At 70.1% G+C, this 13,194-nt stretch carries 21 protein-coding genes; all 21 read right to left on the bottom strand.

Going from position 1 to position 13,194, the window contains the following annotated elements; all coding sequences use genetic code 11:
• Position 1: 1 nt before the first annotated feature.
• Positions 2 to 616: a 30S ribosomal protein S5 gene (rpsE, locus tag BUE37_RS16220; RefSeq protein WP_073421366.1), complete on the bottom strand. Its 615-nt coding sequence runs from the start codon at positions 614 to 616 to the stop codon at positions 2 to 4.
• Between the two features lie 40 nt (positions 617 to 656).
• Positions 657 to 1,064, bottom strand: coding sequence for a 50S ribosomal protein L18 (gene rplR, locus BUE37_RS16215; protein WP_073421942.1), 408 nt, complete (start codon positions 1,062 to 1,064; stop codon positions 657 to 659).
• On the bottom strand, positions 1,064 to 1,603 hold the full coding sequence (rplF, locus tag BUE37_RS16210; protein ID WP_073421365.1) for a 50S ribosomal protein L6: 540 nt from the start codon (positions 1,601 to 1,603) through the stop codon (positions 1,064 to 1,066). The genes rplR and rplF overlap by 1 nt, the downstream gene beginning before the upstream one ends.
• 14 nt (positions 1,604 to 1,617) lie before the next feature.
• Positions 1,618 to 2,022 carry a 30S ribosomal protein S8 gene (rpsH, locus tag BUE37_RS16205; RefSeq protein WP_425432423.1) on the bottom strand — a complete coding sequence of 135 codons (405 nt, stop codon included), beginning with the start codon at positions 2,020 to 2,022 and terminating at the stop codon, positions 1,618 to 1,620.
• A 122-nt stretch (positions 2,023 to 2,144) separates the two neighbouring features.
• Entirely contained in the window at positions 2,145 to 2,330 is a 186-nt protein-coding gene (locus tag BUE37_RS16200; RefSeq protein ID WP_012950469.1) for a type Z 30S ribosomal protein S14, read from the bottom strand.
• Positions 2,331 to 2,352: 22 nt separating this feature from the next.
• On the bottom strand, positions 2,353 to 2,937 hold the full coding sequence (rplE, locus tag BUE37_RS16195; protein ID WP_073421361.1) for a 50S ribosomal protein L5: 585 nt from the start codon (positions 2,935 to 2,937) through the stop codon (positions 2,353 to 2,355).
• A 2-nt stretch (positions 2,938 to 2,939) separates the two neighbouring features.
• Positions 2,940 to 3,299, bottom strand: coding sequence for a 50S ribosomal protein L24 (rplX, locus tag BUE37_RS16190; RefSeq protein WP_425432422.1), 360 nt, complete (start codon positions 3,297 to 3,299; stop codon positions 2,940 to 2,942).
• Positions 3,300 to 3,301: 2 nt separating this feature from the next.
• On the bottom strand, positions 3,302 to 3,670 hold the full coding sequence (gene rplN / locus BUE37_RS16185; RefSeq protein ID WP_073421359.1) for a 50S ribosomal protein L14: 369 nt from the start codon (positions 3,668 to 3,670) through the stop codon (positions 3,302 to 3,304).
• A gap of 221 nt (positions 3,671 to 3,891) precedes the next feature.
• Complete coding sequence (gene rpsQ / locus BUE37_RS16180) at positions 3,892 to 4,191, bottom strand: 30S ribosomal protein S17 (RefSeq protein WP_073421356.1); 300 nt, start codon at positions 4,189 to 4,191, stop codon at positions 3,892 to 3,894.
• The gene (rpmC, locus tag BUE37_RS16175; RefSeq protein ID WP_073421354.1) at positions 4,188 to 4,421 is read right to left on the bottom strand and encodes a 50S ribosomal protein L29; all 234 of its coding nucleotides are present in this window, start codon (positions 4,419 to 4,421) and stop codon (positions 4,188 to 4,190) included. The genes rpsQ and rpmC overlap by 4 nt, the downstream gene beginning before the upstream one ends.
• A complete protein-coding gene (gene rplP / locus BUE37_RS16170; protein ID WP_073421352.1) occupies positions 4,421 to 4,837 on the bottom strand; it encodes a 50S ribosomal protein L16 in 417 nt (138 codons plus the stop codon). Before rplP ends, rpmC begins: the two co-directional genes overlap by 1 nt.
• A 3-nt stretch (positions 4,838 to 4,840) precedes the next feature.
• Complete coding sequence (rpsC, locus tag BUE37_RS16165) at positions 4,841 to 5,755, bottom strand: 30S ribosomal protein S3 (protein WP_073421350.1); 915 nt, start codon at positions 5,753 to 5,755, stop codon at positions 4,841 to 4,843.
• Positions 5,755 to 6,246 carry a 50S ribosomal protein L22 gene (gene rplV, locus BUE37_RS16160; RefSeq protein ID WP_073421349.1) on the bottom strand — a complete coding sequence of 164 codons (492 nt, stop codon included), beginning with the start codon at positions 6,244 to 6,246 and terminating at the stop codon, positions 5,755 to 5,757. The genes rpsC and rplV overlap by 1 nt, the downstream gene beginning before the upstream one ends.
• A 27-nt stretch (positions 6,247 to 6,273) precedes the next feature.
• Positions 6,274 to 6,555 carry a 30S ribosomal protein S19 gene (rpsS, locus tag BUE37_RS16155; RefSeq protein WP_073421347.1) on the bottom strand — a complete coding sequence of 94 codons (282 nt, stop codon included), beginning with the start codon at positions 6,553 to 6,555 and terminating at the stop codon, positions 6,274 to 6,276.
• 23 nt (positions 6,556 to 6,578) lie between these two features.
• Positions 6,579 to 7,412, bottom strand: coding sequence for a 50S ribosomal protein L2 (gene rplB / locus BUE37_RS16150; RefSeq protein WP_073421345.1), 834 nt, complete (start codon positions 7,410 to 7,412; stop codon positions 6,579 to 6,581).
• Between the two features lie 44 nt (positions 7,413 to 7,456).
• Entirely contained in the window at positions 7,457 to 7,759 is a 303-nt protein-coding gene (rplW, locus tag BUE37_RS16145) for a 50S ribosomal protein L23 (RefSeq protein WP_073421343.1), read from the bottom strand.
• Positions 7,756 to 8,577, bottom strand: a complete 822-nt coding sequence (gene rplD, locus BUE37_RS16140; protein ID WP_073421341.1) for a 50S ribosomal protein L4 — start codon at positions 8,575 to 8,577, stop codon at positions 7,756 to 7,758. Before rplD ends, rplW begins: the two co-directional genes overlap by 4 nt.
• A complete protein-coding gene (gene rplC, locus BUE37_RS16135) occupies positions 8,574 to 9,239 on the bottom strand; it encodes a 50S ribosomal protein L3 (protein ID WP_073421340.1) in 666 nt (221 codons plus the stop codon). The genes rplD and rplC overlap by 4 nt, the downstream gene beginning before the upstream one ends.
• 16 nt (positions 9,240 to 9,255) lie before the next feature.
• A complete protein-coding gene (rpsJ, locus tag BUE37_RS16130; RefSeq protein WP_014742859.1) occupies positions 9,256 to 9,561 on the bottom strand; it encodes a 30S ribosomal protein S10 in 306 nt (101 codons plus the stop codon).
• Between the two features lie 168 nt (positions 9,562 to 9,729).
• Positions 9,730 to 10,923 (bottom strand): elongation factor Tu, encoded by a 1,194-nt coding sequence (gene tuf / locus BUE37_RS16125; RefSeq protein WP_073421338.1) that lies wholly within the window; start codon positions 10,921 to 10,923, stop codon positions 9,730 to 9,732.
• A 91-nt stretch (positions 10,924 to 11,014) separates the two neighbouring features.
• Entirely contained in the window at positions 11,015 to 13,114 is a 2,100-nt protein-coding gene (gene fusA, locus BUE37_RS16120; protein WP_073421337.1) for an elongation factor G, read from the bottom strand.
• Positions 13,115 to 13,194 lie beyond the last annotated feature (80 nt).

Raw genomic sequence — 13,194 nt, 5'->3', positions numbered from 1 at the left:
GTCAGACCCCCTGACCCGCACGCGCCCGCAGCATGGCGGCCGGAGCGACGTCCTCGAGGGGCAGCCCGCGACGGGCGGCGATCTCCTCGGGGCGGACGAGGTCCTTCAGCGCCTGCATGGTGGCGTGCACGATGTTGATCGGGTTCGACGAACCCAGGCTCTTCGAGAGCACGTCGTGGATGCCGGCGCACTCGAGCACGGCACGCACCGGGCCACCGGCGATGACACCGGTACCGGGGCTGGCCGGCTTGAGCAGCACGACGCCCGCCGCCGCCTCACCCTGCACCGGGTGCGGGATGGTGCTGGCGATGCGCGGCACCTTGTAGAAGTGCTTCTTGGCCTCCTCGACGCCCTTGGCGATCGCCGCGGGCACCTCCTTGGCCTTGCCGTAGCCGACACCCACGGTGCCGTCGCCGTCGCCGACGATCACCAGCGCGGTGAAGCTGAAGCGCCGACCGCCCTTGACGACCTTCGACACGCGGTTGATGGCCACCACGCGCTCGATGTACTGGCTCTTCTCGGCAGGCGCGCCGCCGGGCCCCCGCCCGCCGTCACGACGGTCGCGGCGGTCGTTGCCGCCGCCGGCGCCGCCGCCGCGTCGCTGTGGTCCTGGCATCAGACGTCCCTCTCGATCTGCTCGTTCGCGGTGTCGCTCATCAGAAGTCCAGCCCGCCCTCACGCGCGCCGTCGGCCAGCGCGGCGATGCGGCCCTGGTAGCGGTTGCCACCCCGGTCGAAGACGACCTTGGTGATGCCCGCGGCCTGGGCGCGCTCGGCGACCAGGGCACCGACCCGGCGGGCCAGGGCGGACTTGTCGCCCTCGGTGCCGCGCAGGCTGGCGTCCAGCGTGGAGGCGCTCACCAGCGTACGGCCGACGGTGTCGTCGACGACCTGCACGTGGATGTGCCGCGAGCTGCGGTTGACCACCAGGCGCGGGCGCTCCGCCGTGCCGCCGACCCGCTTGCGGAGCCGGTTGTGGCGGCGCAGCCGCGAGACGCGGCGCCGGGTGCTGATGTCGGTGCCGACCGGGGTGTGCACCCGAGCGGCCTTCTCGGTCTGTGCCATCACTTACCCGTCTTCCCGACCTTGCGCTTGACGACCTCGCCCTGGTAGCGGACGCCCTTGCCCTTGTACGGGTCCGGCCGGCGCAGCTTGCGGATGTTGGCGGCCACCTGGCCGACCTGCTGCTTGTCGATGCCGGCCACCCGCAGACGCGTGGGCGACTCGACCGTGAAGGTGATGCCCTCCGGGGCCCGCACGGGCACCGGGTGGCTGTAGCCGAGGGCGAACTCGAGGTCGCTCCCCCGCGCCTGCACGCGGTAACCGACGCCGACGATCTCGAGGGTCTTGGTGTAGCCCTCGGTCACGCCGGTGATCATGTTGGCGATCAGGGTGCGGGACAGGCCGTGGAGGGCCTTGCTCTCGCGCTGGTCGTCGGGACGGGCCACCGCGAGGGTGCCGTCCTCGCTCTTCTCGACGGTGATCGGCGCGGCGACGGTGTGGGCCAGGGTCCCCTTGGGGCCCTTCACGTTGACCGTCTGGCCGTCGATGGTGACGTCCACACCACCGGGCACCGGAATCGGCAGTCGTCCGATCCGTGACATCTCGCTCGCTCCTCTTACCAGACGTAGGCGAGGACTTCCCCGCCCACGCCCTTCTTGTTCGCCTGCCGGTCGGTCAGCAGCCCGGTCGAGGTGGAGATGATCGCCACCCCGAGGCCGCCGAGCACCTTGGGCAGCGCGTTGGACTTCGCGTAGACCCGCAGGCCCGGCTTGGACACCCGGCGGACGCCGGCGATGCTGCGCTCGCGGTTGGGGCCGTACTTGAGGTCCACCACCAGCTCCTTGCGGGTGGAGCCGTCCTTCTCGACCTCGTCGACGCGCCAGCCGGCGATGTAACCCTCCTGCTGGAGGATCTCGGCGATCTTCGTCTTGAGCTTCGACGACGGCATGGCTGCCGAGTCGTGGTACGCCGTGTTCGCGTTGCGCAGCCGCGTGAGCATGTCCGCGATCGGATCGGTCATCGTCATGGGTGTCGTGCCTCTCTCGCCGCGGTTCCTCACGCGGACCTCGCGTGGGCCTCTCGGCGACCGGTGGTGCTGGGGACCCGCCCCGCGCGGTCAGCGCGCGGGGCGGGGACTGCGGACTACCAGCTGGACTTGCTCACACCCGGCAGCTCGCCGGCGTGCGCCATCTCCCGCAGGCAGATCCGGCACAGGCCGAACTTGCGGAAGACGGAGTGCGGACGCCCGCACCGCTGGCAGCGGGTGTAGCCGCGGACCGCGAACTTGGGCTTGCGGGCCGCCTTGTTGATCAGCGCCTTCTTGGCCATCTGTCTGTCTCCTCGGCCCGGCTCAGCGGATGGTGGTGACGACGGGCTGGCCGGCGAACGGGAAGCCCAGGAGGCGGAGCAGCTCGCGACCCTCCTCGTCGTTCGTCGCGGTGGTGACCAGCGTGATGTCCATGCCGCGCGGCCGGTCGATCTTGTCGACGTCGATCTCGCGGAACATCGACTGCTCGGTCAGCCCGAAGGTGTAGTTGCCGTGCCCGTCGAACTGCTTGGCGTTCAGGCCGCGGAAGTCGCGGATGCGGGGCAGGGCCAGCGCCAGGAGCCGGTCGAGGAACTCCCACATGCGGTCGCCGCGGAGGGTGACCTTGGCGCCGATGGGCATGCCCTCGCGCAGCTTGAACTGCGCGATGGACTTGCGGGCCCGGACGACGGCGGGACGCTGGCCGGTGATGGCGGTGAGGTCGCGGACCGCGCCGTCCATGAGCTTGGCGTCGCGGGTGGCCTCGCCGACGCCCATGTTGACGACGATCTTCGTCAGCCGCGGGATCTGCATGACGTTCTCGAAGCCGAACTCGTCCTGCAGGGCCGGCACGATCGACTCGCGGTAGTGCGCCAGCAGGCGCGGGAGCTCGCGGGTGGGGGCAGTCATCGTCACAGGTCCTTACCGGTCCGCCGCGACACCCGGATGGTGCGGCCGTCCTCGTCCTTGCGGTGGCCGACCCGGGTCGGCTTCCCCTCGGAGTCGATCACCATCACGTTGCTCACGTGGATGGGAGCCTCCTGGGTGACGATGCCGCCCTGCTGGGCGCCCCGCTGGTTCGAGCTGATGCGGGTGTGCTTCTTGACCCGGCCGACGCCCTCGACGAGGACCTTCTGCAGCTGGGGGAAGGCGGCGATGACGCGACCGCGCGCGCCCTTGTCCTTGCCGGCCAGGACGACGACCGTGTCGCCCTTCTTGACCTTCATGGACGGGGCCTTCTTCTTGGTGTCCGTCTTCTTCGGGGCGGCCATGGTCAGAGCACCTCCGGGGCGAGCGAGATGATCCGCATGAAGCGCTTGTCGCGCAGCTCGCGGCCGACGGGCCCGAAGATGCGGGTGCCGCGCGGGTCGCCGCTGTCGCGGATGATCACCGCGGCGTTCTCGTCGAAGCGGATGTAGGAGCCGTCGGGACGACGACGCTCCTTGGCGGTGCGGACGACGACGGCCTTGACCACGTCGCCCTTCTTGACGCCGGCGCCGGGGATGGCGTCCTTCACGGTGCCGACGATGACGTCGCCGATGCCCGCATAGCGCCGCCCGGACCCGCCGAGCACCCGGATGCAGAGGATCTCCTTCGCACCGGTGTTGTCGGCGACCCGGAGCCGTGACTCCTGCTGGATCACGTCCTACTCCCAATCTCAGTGGTGACAGCCGGGCCGGAACGGTGAACCGGCTGTCCGGCACCCACGTGCGGACGCACCGGCGACTGATGCCGCCGGTGCGTCCGACACGGGTACCGGGATGTGGCGCTCACCCGGAGGGGCGCCAGTCGTCCAGGGTACCCGGTCCCGCGACCGCGCCCGAGGGCGTGGGTCACAGGGAGCCGGAGGCACCCGGACGGGTCCTACTTGGCCTTCTCGAGGACCTCGACCAGCCGCCACCGCTTGGTGGCCGACAGCGGCCGGGTCTCCATGATCTGCACGCGGTCACCGATGCCGGCGACCCCCTGCTCGTCGTGGGCCTTCAGCTTGCTCGTGCGCCGGAGGACCTTGCCGTACAGACCGTGCTTCACGCGGTCCTCGACCTCGACGACGATGGTCTTGTCCATCTTGTCGCTGACCACGAGGCCCTCGCGGACCTTGCGGTAGCCACGGCCGGCCAGGCCGGGGCCGCTGGCGACAGCGGCGTTGTCGGACTCGCTCATGCCACACCCTCGTTCGGGGCGGCCGAGAGACCCAGCTCGCGCTCGCGCATGATCGTGTAGATCCGGGCGATGTCGCGGCGGACGGTCTGCAGCCGCCGGTTGTTGTCCAGCTGGCCGGTGGCCACCTGGAACCTCAGGTTGAACAGCTCTTCCTTGTGCTCACGCAGCCGCGTGGCGAGCTCGTCGGCAGACAGCTCGCGCAGCTCCGGGGCGGTCAGGCCGGCGGCCATCACACCTCTCCTTCGCGCGTGATGAAGCGGCACTTCATGGGCAGCTTGTGGATGGCGCGGCGCATGGCCTCGCGGGCGACCGGCTCGGCCACACCGGAGAGCTCGAAGAGCACCCGGCCCGGCTTCACGTTGGCGACCCACCACTCGGGCGAGCCCTTACCGGAACCCATGCGGGTCTCGGCCGGCTTCTTGGTCAGCGGACGGTCCGGGTAGATCGAGATCCACACCTTGCCGCCACGGCGGATGTGCCGCGTCATGGCGATACGGGCGGACTCGATCTGCCGGTTGGTGACGTACGCCGGCTCGAGGGCCTGGATGGCGTACTCACCGAAGTTGATCTCGGTGCCGCCCTTGGCCCGGCCGGAGCGGTCCGGGTGGTGCTGCTTGCGGTGCTTGACGCGCCGGGGGATCAGCACGTGTCAGCCCTCCGTCTGGGTCTCGGTCGCCGTCGACTCGGCAGCGGCGGTCCCCTCGGGACCCGCGGCCTGGGCGACGGTCTGCTCGGGCGCGACCTCGCCGGAGGTCACGGCCACGGTGCTGTCGGCGGTGTCGGGGCCGGTCGTGGACTCGCCCGACGCGGCGGCGCGGCCGGCCTCGGTCCCACCGGCGGTGGTGCCGCTGGAGCCCGACCGGCGCGGACGCTGCGGGCGCTCACGGCGCTGCTGCCGCGCGGCGAGGGCCTCGAGGGCCTCCCGCTCGGCACGCGAGCCGCTGACGTCGCCCTTGTAGATCCACACCTTCACGCCGATGCGGCCGAAGGTGGTGCGGGCCTCGTACAGGCCGTAGTCGATGTTCGCGCGGAGCGTGTGCAGCGGCACGCGACCCTCGCGGTAGAACTCCGACCGGCTCATCTCGGTGCCGCCGAGGCGACCCGAGCACTGCACGCGGATGCCCTTGACCTGCGGGCTGCGCTGGGCCGACTGCATGGCCTTGCGCATGGCGCGGCGGAAGCTCACGCGGCTCGACAGCTGCTCGGCGACCGCCTGGGCCACGAGCTGGGCGTCGGCCTCGGGGTTCTTGACCTCGAGGATGTTGAGCTGCACCTGCTTGCCGGTCAGCTTCTCCAGCTCGCCGCGGATGCGGTCGGCCTCGGCGCCGCGGCGGCCGATGACGATGCCGGGGCGGGCGGTGTGGATGTCGACGCGGACCCGGTCACGGGTGCGCTCGATCTCCACCTTCGAGATGCCGGCGCGCTCCATGCCCTTGGACATGAGCTTGCGGATGGCCACGTCTTCCTTGACGTAGTCCTTGTACAGCTTGTCGGCGTACCACCGGGACTTGTAGTCGGTGGTGATGCCCAGGCGGAACCCGTGCGGGTTGACCTTCTGACCCACTAGCGGGTCCCTCCCCTCGTGTTGGAGCGCTGCTGCGTGCCCTGCTGCTGCCCCGTCTGCTGCGTGGCCGGGCCGGACTGGCCGGTGCGGCGGCGCGCGGTGCGGGACTTGCCGGCGAGCTCGGCGCTGGCGCCGACCTCGGTCACCTCGACGGTGATGTGGCTGGTCCGCTTGTTGATGCGGTAGGCCCGGCCCTGCGCACGCGGACGGATCCGCTTGAGCGTGGGGCCTTCGTCGACGTAGGCGGCGCTGACGACGAGCGCGGCCGGGTCGAGCCGCAGGTTGTGCTCGGCGTTGGCGACGGCGCTGGCGACGACCTTGGCCACCGGCTCACTGGCGGCCTGCGGGGCGAACCGCAGCAGGGCCAGGGCCTCGTCGGTGGGCAGGTAGCGGACGAGGTCCACCACCCGGCGTGCCTTCATGGGGGCGACGCGGACGAACCGGGCGGTGGCCCGGGCGACCTGCGTCTCCTCTCCCAGCTGGGAAGTCATCTCGTGTCTCTCTCTCCCGGGTCCGCGTCAGCCCCGCCGGGACCGGCGGTCGTCCTTGACGTGGCCCCGGAAGGTCCGGGTGGGGGCGAACTCGCCGAGCTTGTGCCCGACCATGGCCTCGGTCACGAAGACCGGCACGTGCTTGCGCCCGTCGTGCACGGCGATGGTGTGGCCGAGCATGTCCGGGATGATCGTCGAGCGCCGCGACCAGGTCCGGATGACCGTCTTGGTGCCCTTCTCGTTCTGGACGTCCACCTTCTTGAGCAGGTGGTCGTCCACGAACGGGCCCTTCTTCAGGCTGCGTGGCATGTCTGTCGTACTCCTCTACCCGCTCAGCGCTTCTTGTTGGTACGCCGGCGGCGCACGATGAGGGCATCGCTGGCCTTGCGCTTGCGCGTACGGCCCTCGGGCTTGCCCTTCGGGTTGACGGGGTGACGACCACCGGAGGTCTTGCCCTCACCACCACCGTGCGGGTGGTCGACCGGGTTCATCGCCACACCACGGACGGTCGGGCGCTTGCCCTTCCACCGCATGCGGCCGGCCTTGCCCCAGTTGATGTTCGACTGCTCGGCGTTGCCCACCTCGCCGACGGTGGCGCGGCAGCGCACGTCGACGTTGCGGATCTCGCCCGAGGGCATGCGCAGCTGGGCGAAGCGGCCCTCACGGGCGACCAGCTGGACGCTCGTGCCGGCCGAGCGGGCGATCTTCGCGCCGCCACCCGGGCGCAGCTCGATGGCGTGGACCACCGTGCCGACCGGGATGTTGCGCAGCGGCAGGTTGTTGCCCGGCTTGATGTCGGCCGCGGGGCCGCACTCCACCGTGTCGCCCTGCTTCAGGCGGGCCGGCGCGATGATGTAGCGCTTCTCGCCGTCGGCGAAGTGCAGCAGCGCGATGCGCGAGGTGCGGTTCGGGTCGTACTCGATGTGCGCGACCTTCGCCGGCACGCCGTCCTTGTCCGCCCGACGGAAGTCGATGACGCGGTAGGCGCGCTTGTGGCCGCCGCCCTGGTGGCGAGCGGTGACCTTCCCGTGCACGTTGCGCCCACCGCGGCCGTGCAGCGGCCGGACCAGCGACTTCTCGGGATGGTCGCGGGTGACCTCGGCGAAGTCGGCGACACTCGAGCCGCGGCGGCCCGGCGTCGTCGGCTTGTACTTGCGGATAGCCATTGCTGACTCAGTTCCTCTGTCTCTGGTCCGAACGGTCCGGGCCCTCAGGCGCCGGGACCACCGAAGATCTCGATGCGGTCGCCGGGGGCCACCGAGACGATGGCGCGCTTGGTGTCCTTGCGCTTGCCCATCCGGGTGCCCCGGCTGCGCTTGCGCTTGCCCTGGCGGTTGATCGTGTTGACCGACAGGACCTTGACGTCGAAGACCTGCTCGACGGCGATCTTGATCTGCGTCTTGTTGGCCTCGGGCAGGACCACGAACGTGTACTGGTTGTCGTCCAGCAGCCCGTAGCTCTTCTCCGAGATGACCGGCGCCAGCAGGACGTCACGGGGGTCGCGGACGCTCACGCCTTCTCCTCGGTGGTGTCGGTGGCCTCGTCGGCGAGGTCCAGGTCGGTGGTGCCCACGGTCGGCTGGATCGACGGGATGGCGCCGGGGATGTCCGGCGTCGTCAGGTCCGGCTTGGTGAGCGAGGTGCCGCCCGTGCTGCCGCCGTGCGGGCCGGCGACGAACTCGGCGAGCGCGGTCTCGGTGAAGACCACCTCGTCGCTGACGAGCACGTCGTAGGTGTTGAGCTGGCCGGCCTCGATGAGGTGCACGCGCTGCTCGTTGCGCAGGCTCACCCAGTTGAGGACGTCGTCGCGGTCGAGGACCACGAGCACCCGCTTGGCCGAGGTGACGGCGTCGAGGGTGGCCAGCGCCGCCTTGGTCTTCGGCGCGTCGCCGTCGACGAAGGTGGTGACGACGTGCACGCGGCCGTCGCGCGCCCGGTCCGACAGGGCGCCGCGGAGGGCGGCGGCCTTCATCTTCTTGGGCGTGCGCTGCGAGTAGTCGCGGGGCTGCGGGCCGTGGACGGTGCCACCGCCGGAGAACTGCGGCGCGCGGATCGAGCCCTGGCGGGCGCGGCCGGTGCCCTTCTGGCGGTAGGGCTTCACGCCACCGCCGCTGACGGCGCCGCGCGTCTTGGTCGCGTGCGTGCCCTGGCGGGCCGCGGCGAGCTGCGCCACGACGACCTGGTGCATCAGCGAGACGTTGGCGTTCGCGTCGAACAGGGCGCCGGGCAGCGTCACGCTGCCGGAGGTCTCCCCCGCGGGCGTGCGGACGTCGACCTGGCGGTCGGCGCGCGCGGCCTCGGTGGTGGCCGTGGTCGCGGTCGACTGGGTCACTTGGTGTCACTCCCCACGGGACCGCCCTTGACGGCCGAGCGGACGAGCACGAGGCCGCCCTTCGGGCCGGGGACGGCGCCCTTGATCAGGATCAGGCCGCGCTCGGCGTCGACCTTGTGGACGACGAGCGAGAGCGTCGTGGTCTTGACCGCGCCCATGCGGCCGGCCATGCGCAGGCCCTTGAAGACCCGGCCGGGGGTGGCGCAGCCACCGATGGAGCCCGGCGACCGGTGCTTGCGCTGGGTGCCGTGGCTGGCGCCGAGGCCCTTGAAGCCGTGGCGCTTCATGACACCGGCGGTGCCCTTGCCCTTGCTGGTGCCGATCACGTCGACCTTGGCCACGCCGTCGAACACGTCGACGGTGAGCTCCTGGCCGGCCGCGTACTGCGTGGCGTCCTCGGTGCGGAGCTCGACGACGTGGCGGCGCGGGGTCACGCCGGCCTTCGCGAAGTGACCGCCCTCGGGCTTGTTCACCTTGCGGGGGTCGATCTCGCCGTAGCCGAGCTGGAGAGCGGTGTAGCCGTCCACCTCGGGGGTGCGCACCTGCGTCACCACGTTCGGGCCCGCCTTGACGACGGTCACCGGCACGATGCGGTTGTTCTCGTCGAAGACCTGGGTCATCCCCAGCTTCGTGCCGAGGAGTCCGCGGAACGTACTCGCCATGACTGGTCTCGGTCCCTTACTGGATGTTGACGTCGACCGAGGCCGGCAGGTCGATGCGCATGAGCGCGTCGACCGTCTTCGGCGTCGGGTCGAGGATGTCGATGAGCCGCTTGTGCGTGCGCATCTCGAAGTGCTCGCGCGAGTCCTTGTACTTGTGCGGCGAGCGGATGACGCAGTACACGTTCTTCTCCGTCGGCAGCGGCACCGGGCCGACGACGCGCGCACCGGTCTTGGTGACCGTGTCGACGATGCGCCGCGCCGAGGCGTCGATGGCCTCGTGGTCGTAGGCCTTCAGCCTGATGCGGATCTTCTGTCCCGCCATCGCTGTCTCTGCTCCTGCCGATCGCTGTTCTGCTAGCTGGGGGAACGCCGGGTGCGTCCGGAACTCATCCGGCGCGGCCCCAGCGGGGAGGGTGGCGGTGCACACACGCAGCACGCCGACCCGGGGACGGGCGGCGGCGCAGGGGTGCGCCGCCGCCCGTCGGGGGTGTTACTTGAGGATCTTGGTGACGCGACCCGCGCCGACGGTACGGCCACCCTCACGGATGGCGAACCGCAGGCCCTCCTCCATGGCGATGGGCTGGATGAGCTCCACCGTCATCTCGGTGTTGTCGCCCGGCATGACCATCTCGGTGCCGGCCGGCAGGGTCACGACGCCGGTGACGTCGGTCGTCCGGAAGTAGAACTGCGGACGGTAGTTGTTGAAGAACGGCGTGTGACGGCCACCCTCGTCCTTCGAGAGGATGTAGACCGAACCCTCGAAGTTGGTGTGCGGGGTGATCGAGCCGGGCTTCACGACGACCTGGCCGCGCTCCACGTCCTCGCGCTTGATGCCGCGCAGCAGCAGGCCCACGTTGTCGCCGGCCTGGCCCTGGTCGAGCAGCTTGCGGAACATCTCGACGCCGGTGACGGTCGTCTGGGTCGAGGTGGGGCGGATGCCGACGATCTCGACGGTCTCCGACACCTTGACGATGCCGCGCTCCACGCGACCGGTCACGACGGTGCCGCGGCCGGTGATGGTGAAGACGTCCTCGACGGGCATGAGGAACGGCTTGTCGATCTCGCGCTCCGGCTCGGGGATCGCCGTGTCGACGGCGTTCATGAGCTCCATGAGCTTGTCGCCCCACTCGGCGTCGCCCTCGAGGGCCTTCAGCGCCGAGACGCGGACCACGGGGACGTCGTCGCCCGGGAACTCGTACTCGGACAGCAGCTCACGGACCTCCAGCTCGACGAGCTCGAGGATCTCCTCGTCGTCGACCATGTCGGCCTTGTTCAGCGCCACGACGATGTAGGGGACGCCGACCTGGCGGGCCAGGAGGACGTGCTCCTTGGTCTGCGGCATCGGGCCGTCGGTCGCGGCGACCACCAGGATGGCGCCGTCCATCTGCGCCGCACCGGTGATCATGTTCTTGATGTAGTCGGCGTGCCCGGGGCAGTCGACGTGCGCGTAGTGACGGTTCTCCGTCTGGTACTCGACGTGGGCGATCGAGATTGTGATGCCGCGGGCCTTCTCCTCGGGCGCCTTGTCGATCTGGTCGAAGGCCGACGCCTCGTTGAGGTCCGGGTACTTGTCGTGCAGCACCTTGGTGATCGCCGCGGTCAGCGTGGTCTTGCCGTGGTCGATGTGCCCGATGGTGCCGATGTTGACGTGCGGCTTGGTCCGCTCGAACTTGGCCTTGGCCACTGGGTTCCTCTCCTCGTGGTCTCGCGTCGTGCGCGAACTCTGGGGTGGGCTTGCTGGGGGTGCCGGCCGGGGTCCTACCCCGGCCGGCGGGTCACTCGCCGGTGGCCTTGGCGATGATCTCCTTGGCCACGTTCTGCGGGACCTCGGCGTACGAGTCGAACACCATGGTGTAGCTCGCCCGCCCCTGGGTGCGGCTGCGCAGGTCGCCCACGTAGCCGAACATCTCCGAGAGCGGGACGAGGGCCCGGACGACGCGGGCGCCGGAGCGCTCCTCCATCGCCTGGATCATCCCGCGCCGGGAGTTCAGGTCGCCGATGACGTCACCCATGTAGTCCTCGGGCGTGACGACCTCGACGGCCATCATCGGCTCGAGCAGGGCCGGGCTGGCCTTGCGCGCGGCCTCCTTGAAGACCATCGAGCCGGCGATCTTGAAGGCCATCTCCGAGGAGTCGACCTCGTGGTACTGGCCGTCGACGAGCGTGGCCTTGACCCCGACCATCGGGTAGCCGGCGAGGATGCCGTACTGCATGGCGTCCTGCATGCCCTGGTCGACCGAGGGGATGTACTCCTTCGGGATGCGGCCACCGGTGACGCCGTTGACGAACTCGTAGGTCGGGCCGTCGCCGGAGACCTCGAGCGGCTCGATGCTGACCTGCACCTTGGCGAACTGGCCGGACCCACCCGTCTGCTTCTTGTGGGTGTAGTCGACCTTCTCGATCGCCTTGCGGATCGTCTCGCGGTAGGCCACCTGCGGCTTGCCGACGTTGGCCTCGACGCGGAACTCGCGGCGCATGCGGTCGACGAGGATCTCCAGGTGGAGCTCGCCCATGCCGGAGATGACGGTCTGGCCGGTCTCGTCGTCGAGGCGGACCTGGAAGGTCGGGTCCTCCTCGGCGAGCTTCTGGATGGCCGTGCCGAGCTTCTCCTGGTCGCCCTTGGTCTTGGGCTCGATCGCGACCGAGATGACCGGCGCCGGGAAGGTCATCGACTCGAGGATCACCGGGTTCTGCGGGTCGCAGAGGGTGTCACCCGTGGTCGTCTGCTTGAGGCCGACGACGGCGACGATCTGACCGGCGCCCACGCCCTCGCGCTCCTCGCGCTTGTTCGCGTGCATCTGGTAGATCTTGCCGATCCGCTCCTTGCGGTCCTTGGTGCTGTTGAGCACCGGGGACCCGGAGTTGAGCCGGCCCGAGTAGACCCGGACGTAGGTCAGCTTGCCGAGGTGCTGGTCGGTCTGGATCTTGAAGGCCAGCGCGGAGAACGGCTCGTCCTCGTCGGCGTGACGCAGGACCTCGGTCTCGCCGTCGAGCGCGGTGCCGACGATGGCCTCGATGTCCAGCGGGCTGGGCAGGTAGTCCACGACGGCGTCGAGCAGGGGCTGCACGCCCTTGTTCTTGAACGCCGTGCCGGTGAGGACCGGGTTGATCTGCGCGTTGATCGTGGCCTTGCGGATCGCGGCCTTCAGCGTCTCGACGGAGATCTCCTCGCCACCGAGGTAGGCCTCCATGATCGCGTCGTCGGTCTCGGCGACGGTCTCGAGCAGCTTGTCGCGGTACTCCGCGGCCTGGTCGGCGAGCTCGGCCGGGATCTCCTCGACGGCGTAGTCCTCGCCCATCTTGGTCTCACCGCGCCAGGTGAGCGCGCGCATCTGCACCAGGTCGACGACGCCGATGAAGTCGGCCTCGGCGCCGATGGGCAGCTGCAGGACGGCGGGGTTGGCGGCGAGCCGCTCGACCATCATGTCGACGCAGCGGAAGAAGTTCGCACCGGTGCGGTCGAGCTTGTTGACGAAGCACATGCGCGGGACGCCGTACTTCTCCGCCTGCCGCCAGACCTGCTCGGTCTGCGGCTCCACGCCGGCGACGCCGTCGTAGACGGCCACGGCACCGTCGAGCACGCGCAGGGACCGCTCCACCTCGACGGTGAAGTCGACGTGCCCCGGGGTGTCGATGATGTTGATGTCGTGGTCGTTCCAGGTGCACTTCGTCGCGGCGGACGTGATGGTGATGCCGCGCTCCTGCTCCTGCTCCATCCAGTCCATCGTGGCCGCGCCGTCGTGGACCTCACCGATCTTGTAGTTGATACCGGTGTAGAAGAGGATGCGCTCGGTCGTCGTGGTCTTGCCGGCGTCGATGTGCGCCATGATCCCGATGTTGCGGGTCTTGGCGAGCTGGGCCTTGATGTCGGCCATCTGTCTCGTCTCCTCTTTCTCTCTGGTCCGCGTGCGGTGTCCGGGGGTGGCCCGGCGTTCCCGCCGGCGGGTGCTGGTGG

The organism is Geodermatophilus nigrescens (assembly GCF_900129495.1).
Classification (GTDB): domain Bacteria; phylum Actinomycetota; class Actinomycetes; order Mycobacteriales; family Geodermatophilaceae; genus Geodermatophilus; species Geodermatophilus nigrescens.
Note: the sequence above shows the minus strand (reverse complement) of the source record. Positions and strands in the feature narration are given on the sequence as shown.

What these genes read in the sequence shown, in the direction of transcription:
- rpsH (WP_425432423.1), bottom strand. Translation starts at nt 2,022, where the DNA reads ATGACCGATCCGATCGCGGACATGCTCACGCGGCTGCGCAACGCGAAC.
- rpmC (WP_073421354.1), bottom strand. Translation starts at nt 4,421, where the DNA reads ATGGCCGCCGGCCTGACCGCCCCGGAGCTGCGCGAGCTGTCTGCCGAC.
- fusA (WP_073421337.1), bottom strand. Translation starts at nt 13,114, where the DNA reads ATGGCCGACATCAAGGCCCAGCTCGCCAAGACCCGCAACATCGGGATC.
- rplF (WP_073421365.1), bottom strand. Translation starts at nt 1,603, where the DNA reads ATGTCACGGATCGGACGACTGCCGATTCCGGTGCCCGGTGGTGTGGAC.
- rplR (WP_073421942.1), bottom strand. Translation starts at nt 1,064, where the DNA reads ATGGCACAGACCGAGAAGGCCGCTCGGGTGCACACCCCGGTCGGCACC.
- BUE37_RS16200 (WP_012950469.1), bottom strand. Translation starts at nt 2,330, where the DNA reads ATGGCCAAGAAGGCGCTGATCAACAAGGCGGCCCGCAAGCCCAAGTTC.
- rplV (WP_073421349.1), bottom strand. Translation starts at nt 6,246, where the DNA reads ATGACTTCCCAGCTGGGAGAGGAGACGCAGGTCGCCCGGGCCACCGCC.
- rplB (WP_073421345.1), bottom strand. Translation starts at nt 7,412, where the DNA reads ATGGCTATCCGCAAGTACAAGCCGACGACGCCGGGCCGCCGCGGCTCG.
- rpsS (WP_073421347.1), bottom strand. Translation starts at nt 6,555, where the DNA reads ATGCCACGCAGCCTGAAGAAGGGCCCGTTCGTGGACGACCACCTGCTC.
- rplC (WP_073421340.1), bottom strand. Translation starts at nt 9,239, where the DNA reads ATGGCGAGTACGTTCCGCGGACTCCTCGGCACGAAGCTGGGGATGACC.
- rpsQ (WP_073421356.1), bottom strand. Translation starts at nt 4,191, where the DNA reads ATGAGCGAGTCCGACAACGCCGCTGTCGCCAGCGGCCCCGGCCTGGCC.
- rpsJ (WP_014742859.1), bottom strand. Translation starts at nt 9,561, where the DNA reads ATGGCGGGACAGAAGATCCGCATCAGGCTGAAGGCCTACGACCACGAG.
- rplX (WP_425432422.1), bottom strand. Translation starts at nt 3,299, where the DNA reads ATGGCCGCCCCGAAGAAGACGGACACCAAGAAGAAGGCCCCGTCCATG.
- rpsE (WP_073421366.1), bottom strand. Translation starts at nt 616, where the DNA reads ATGCCAGGACCACAGCGACGCGGCGGCGGCGCCGGCGGCGGCAACGAC.
- rplE (WP_073421361.1), bottom strand. Translation starts at nt 2,937, where the DNA reads ATGACTGCCCCCACCCGCGAGCTCCCGCGCCTGCTGGCGCACTACCGC.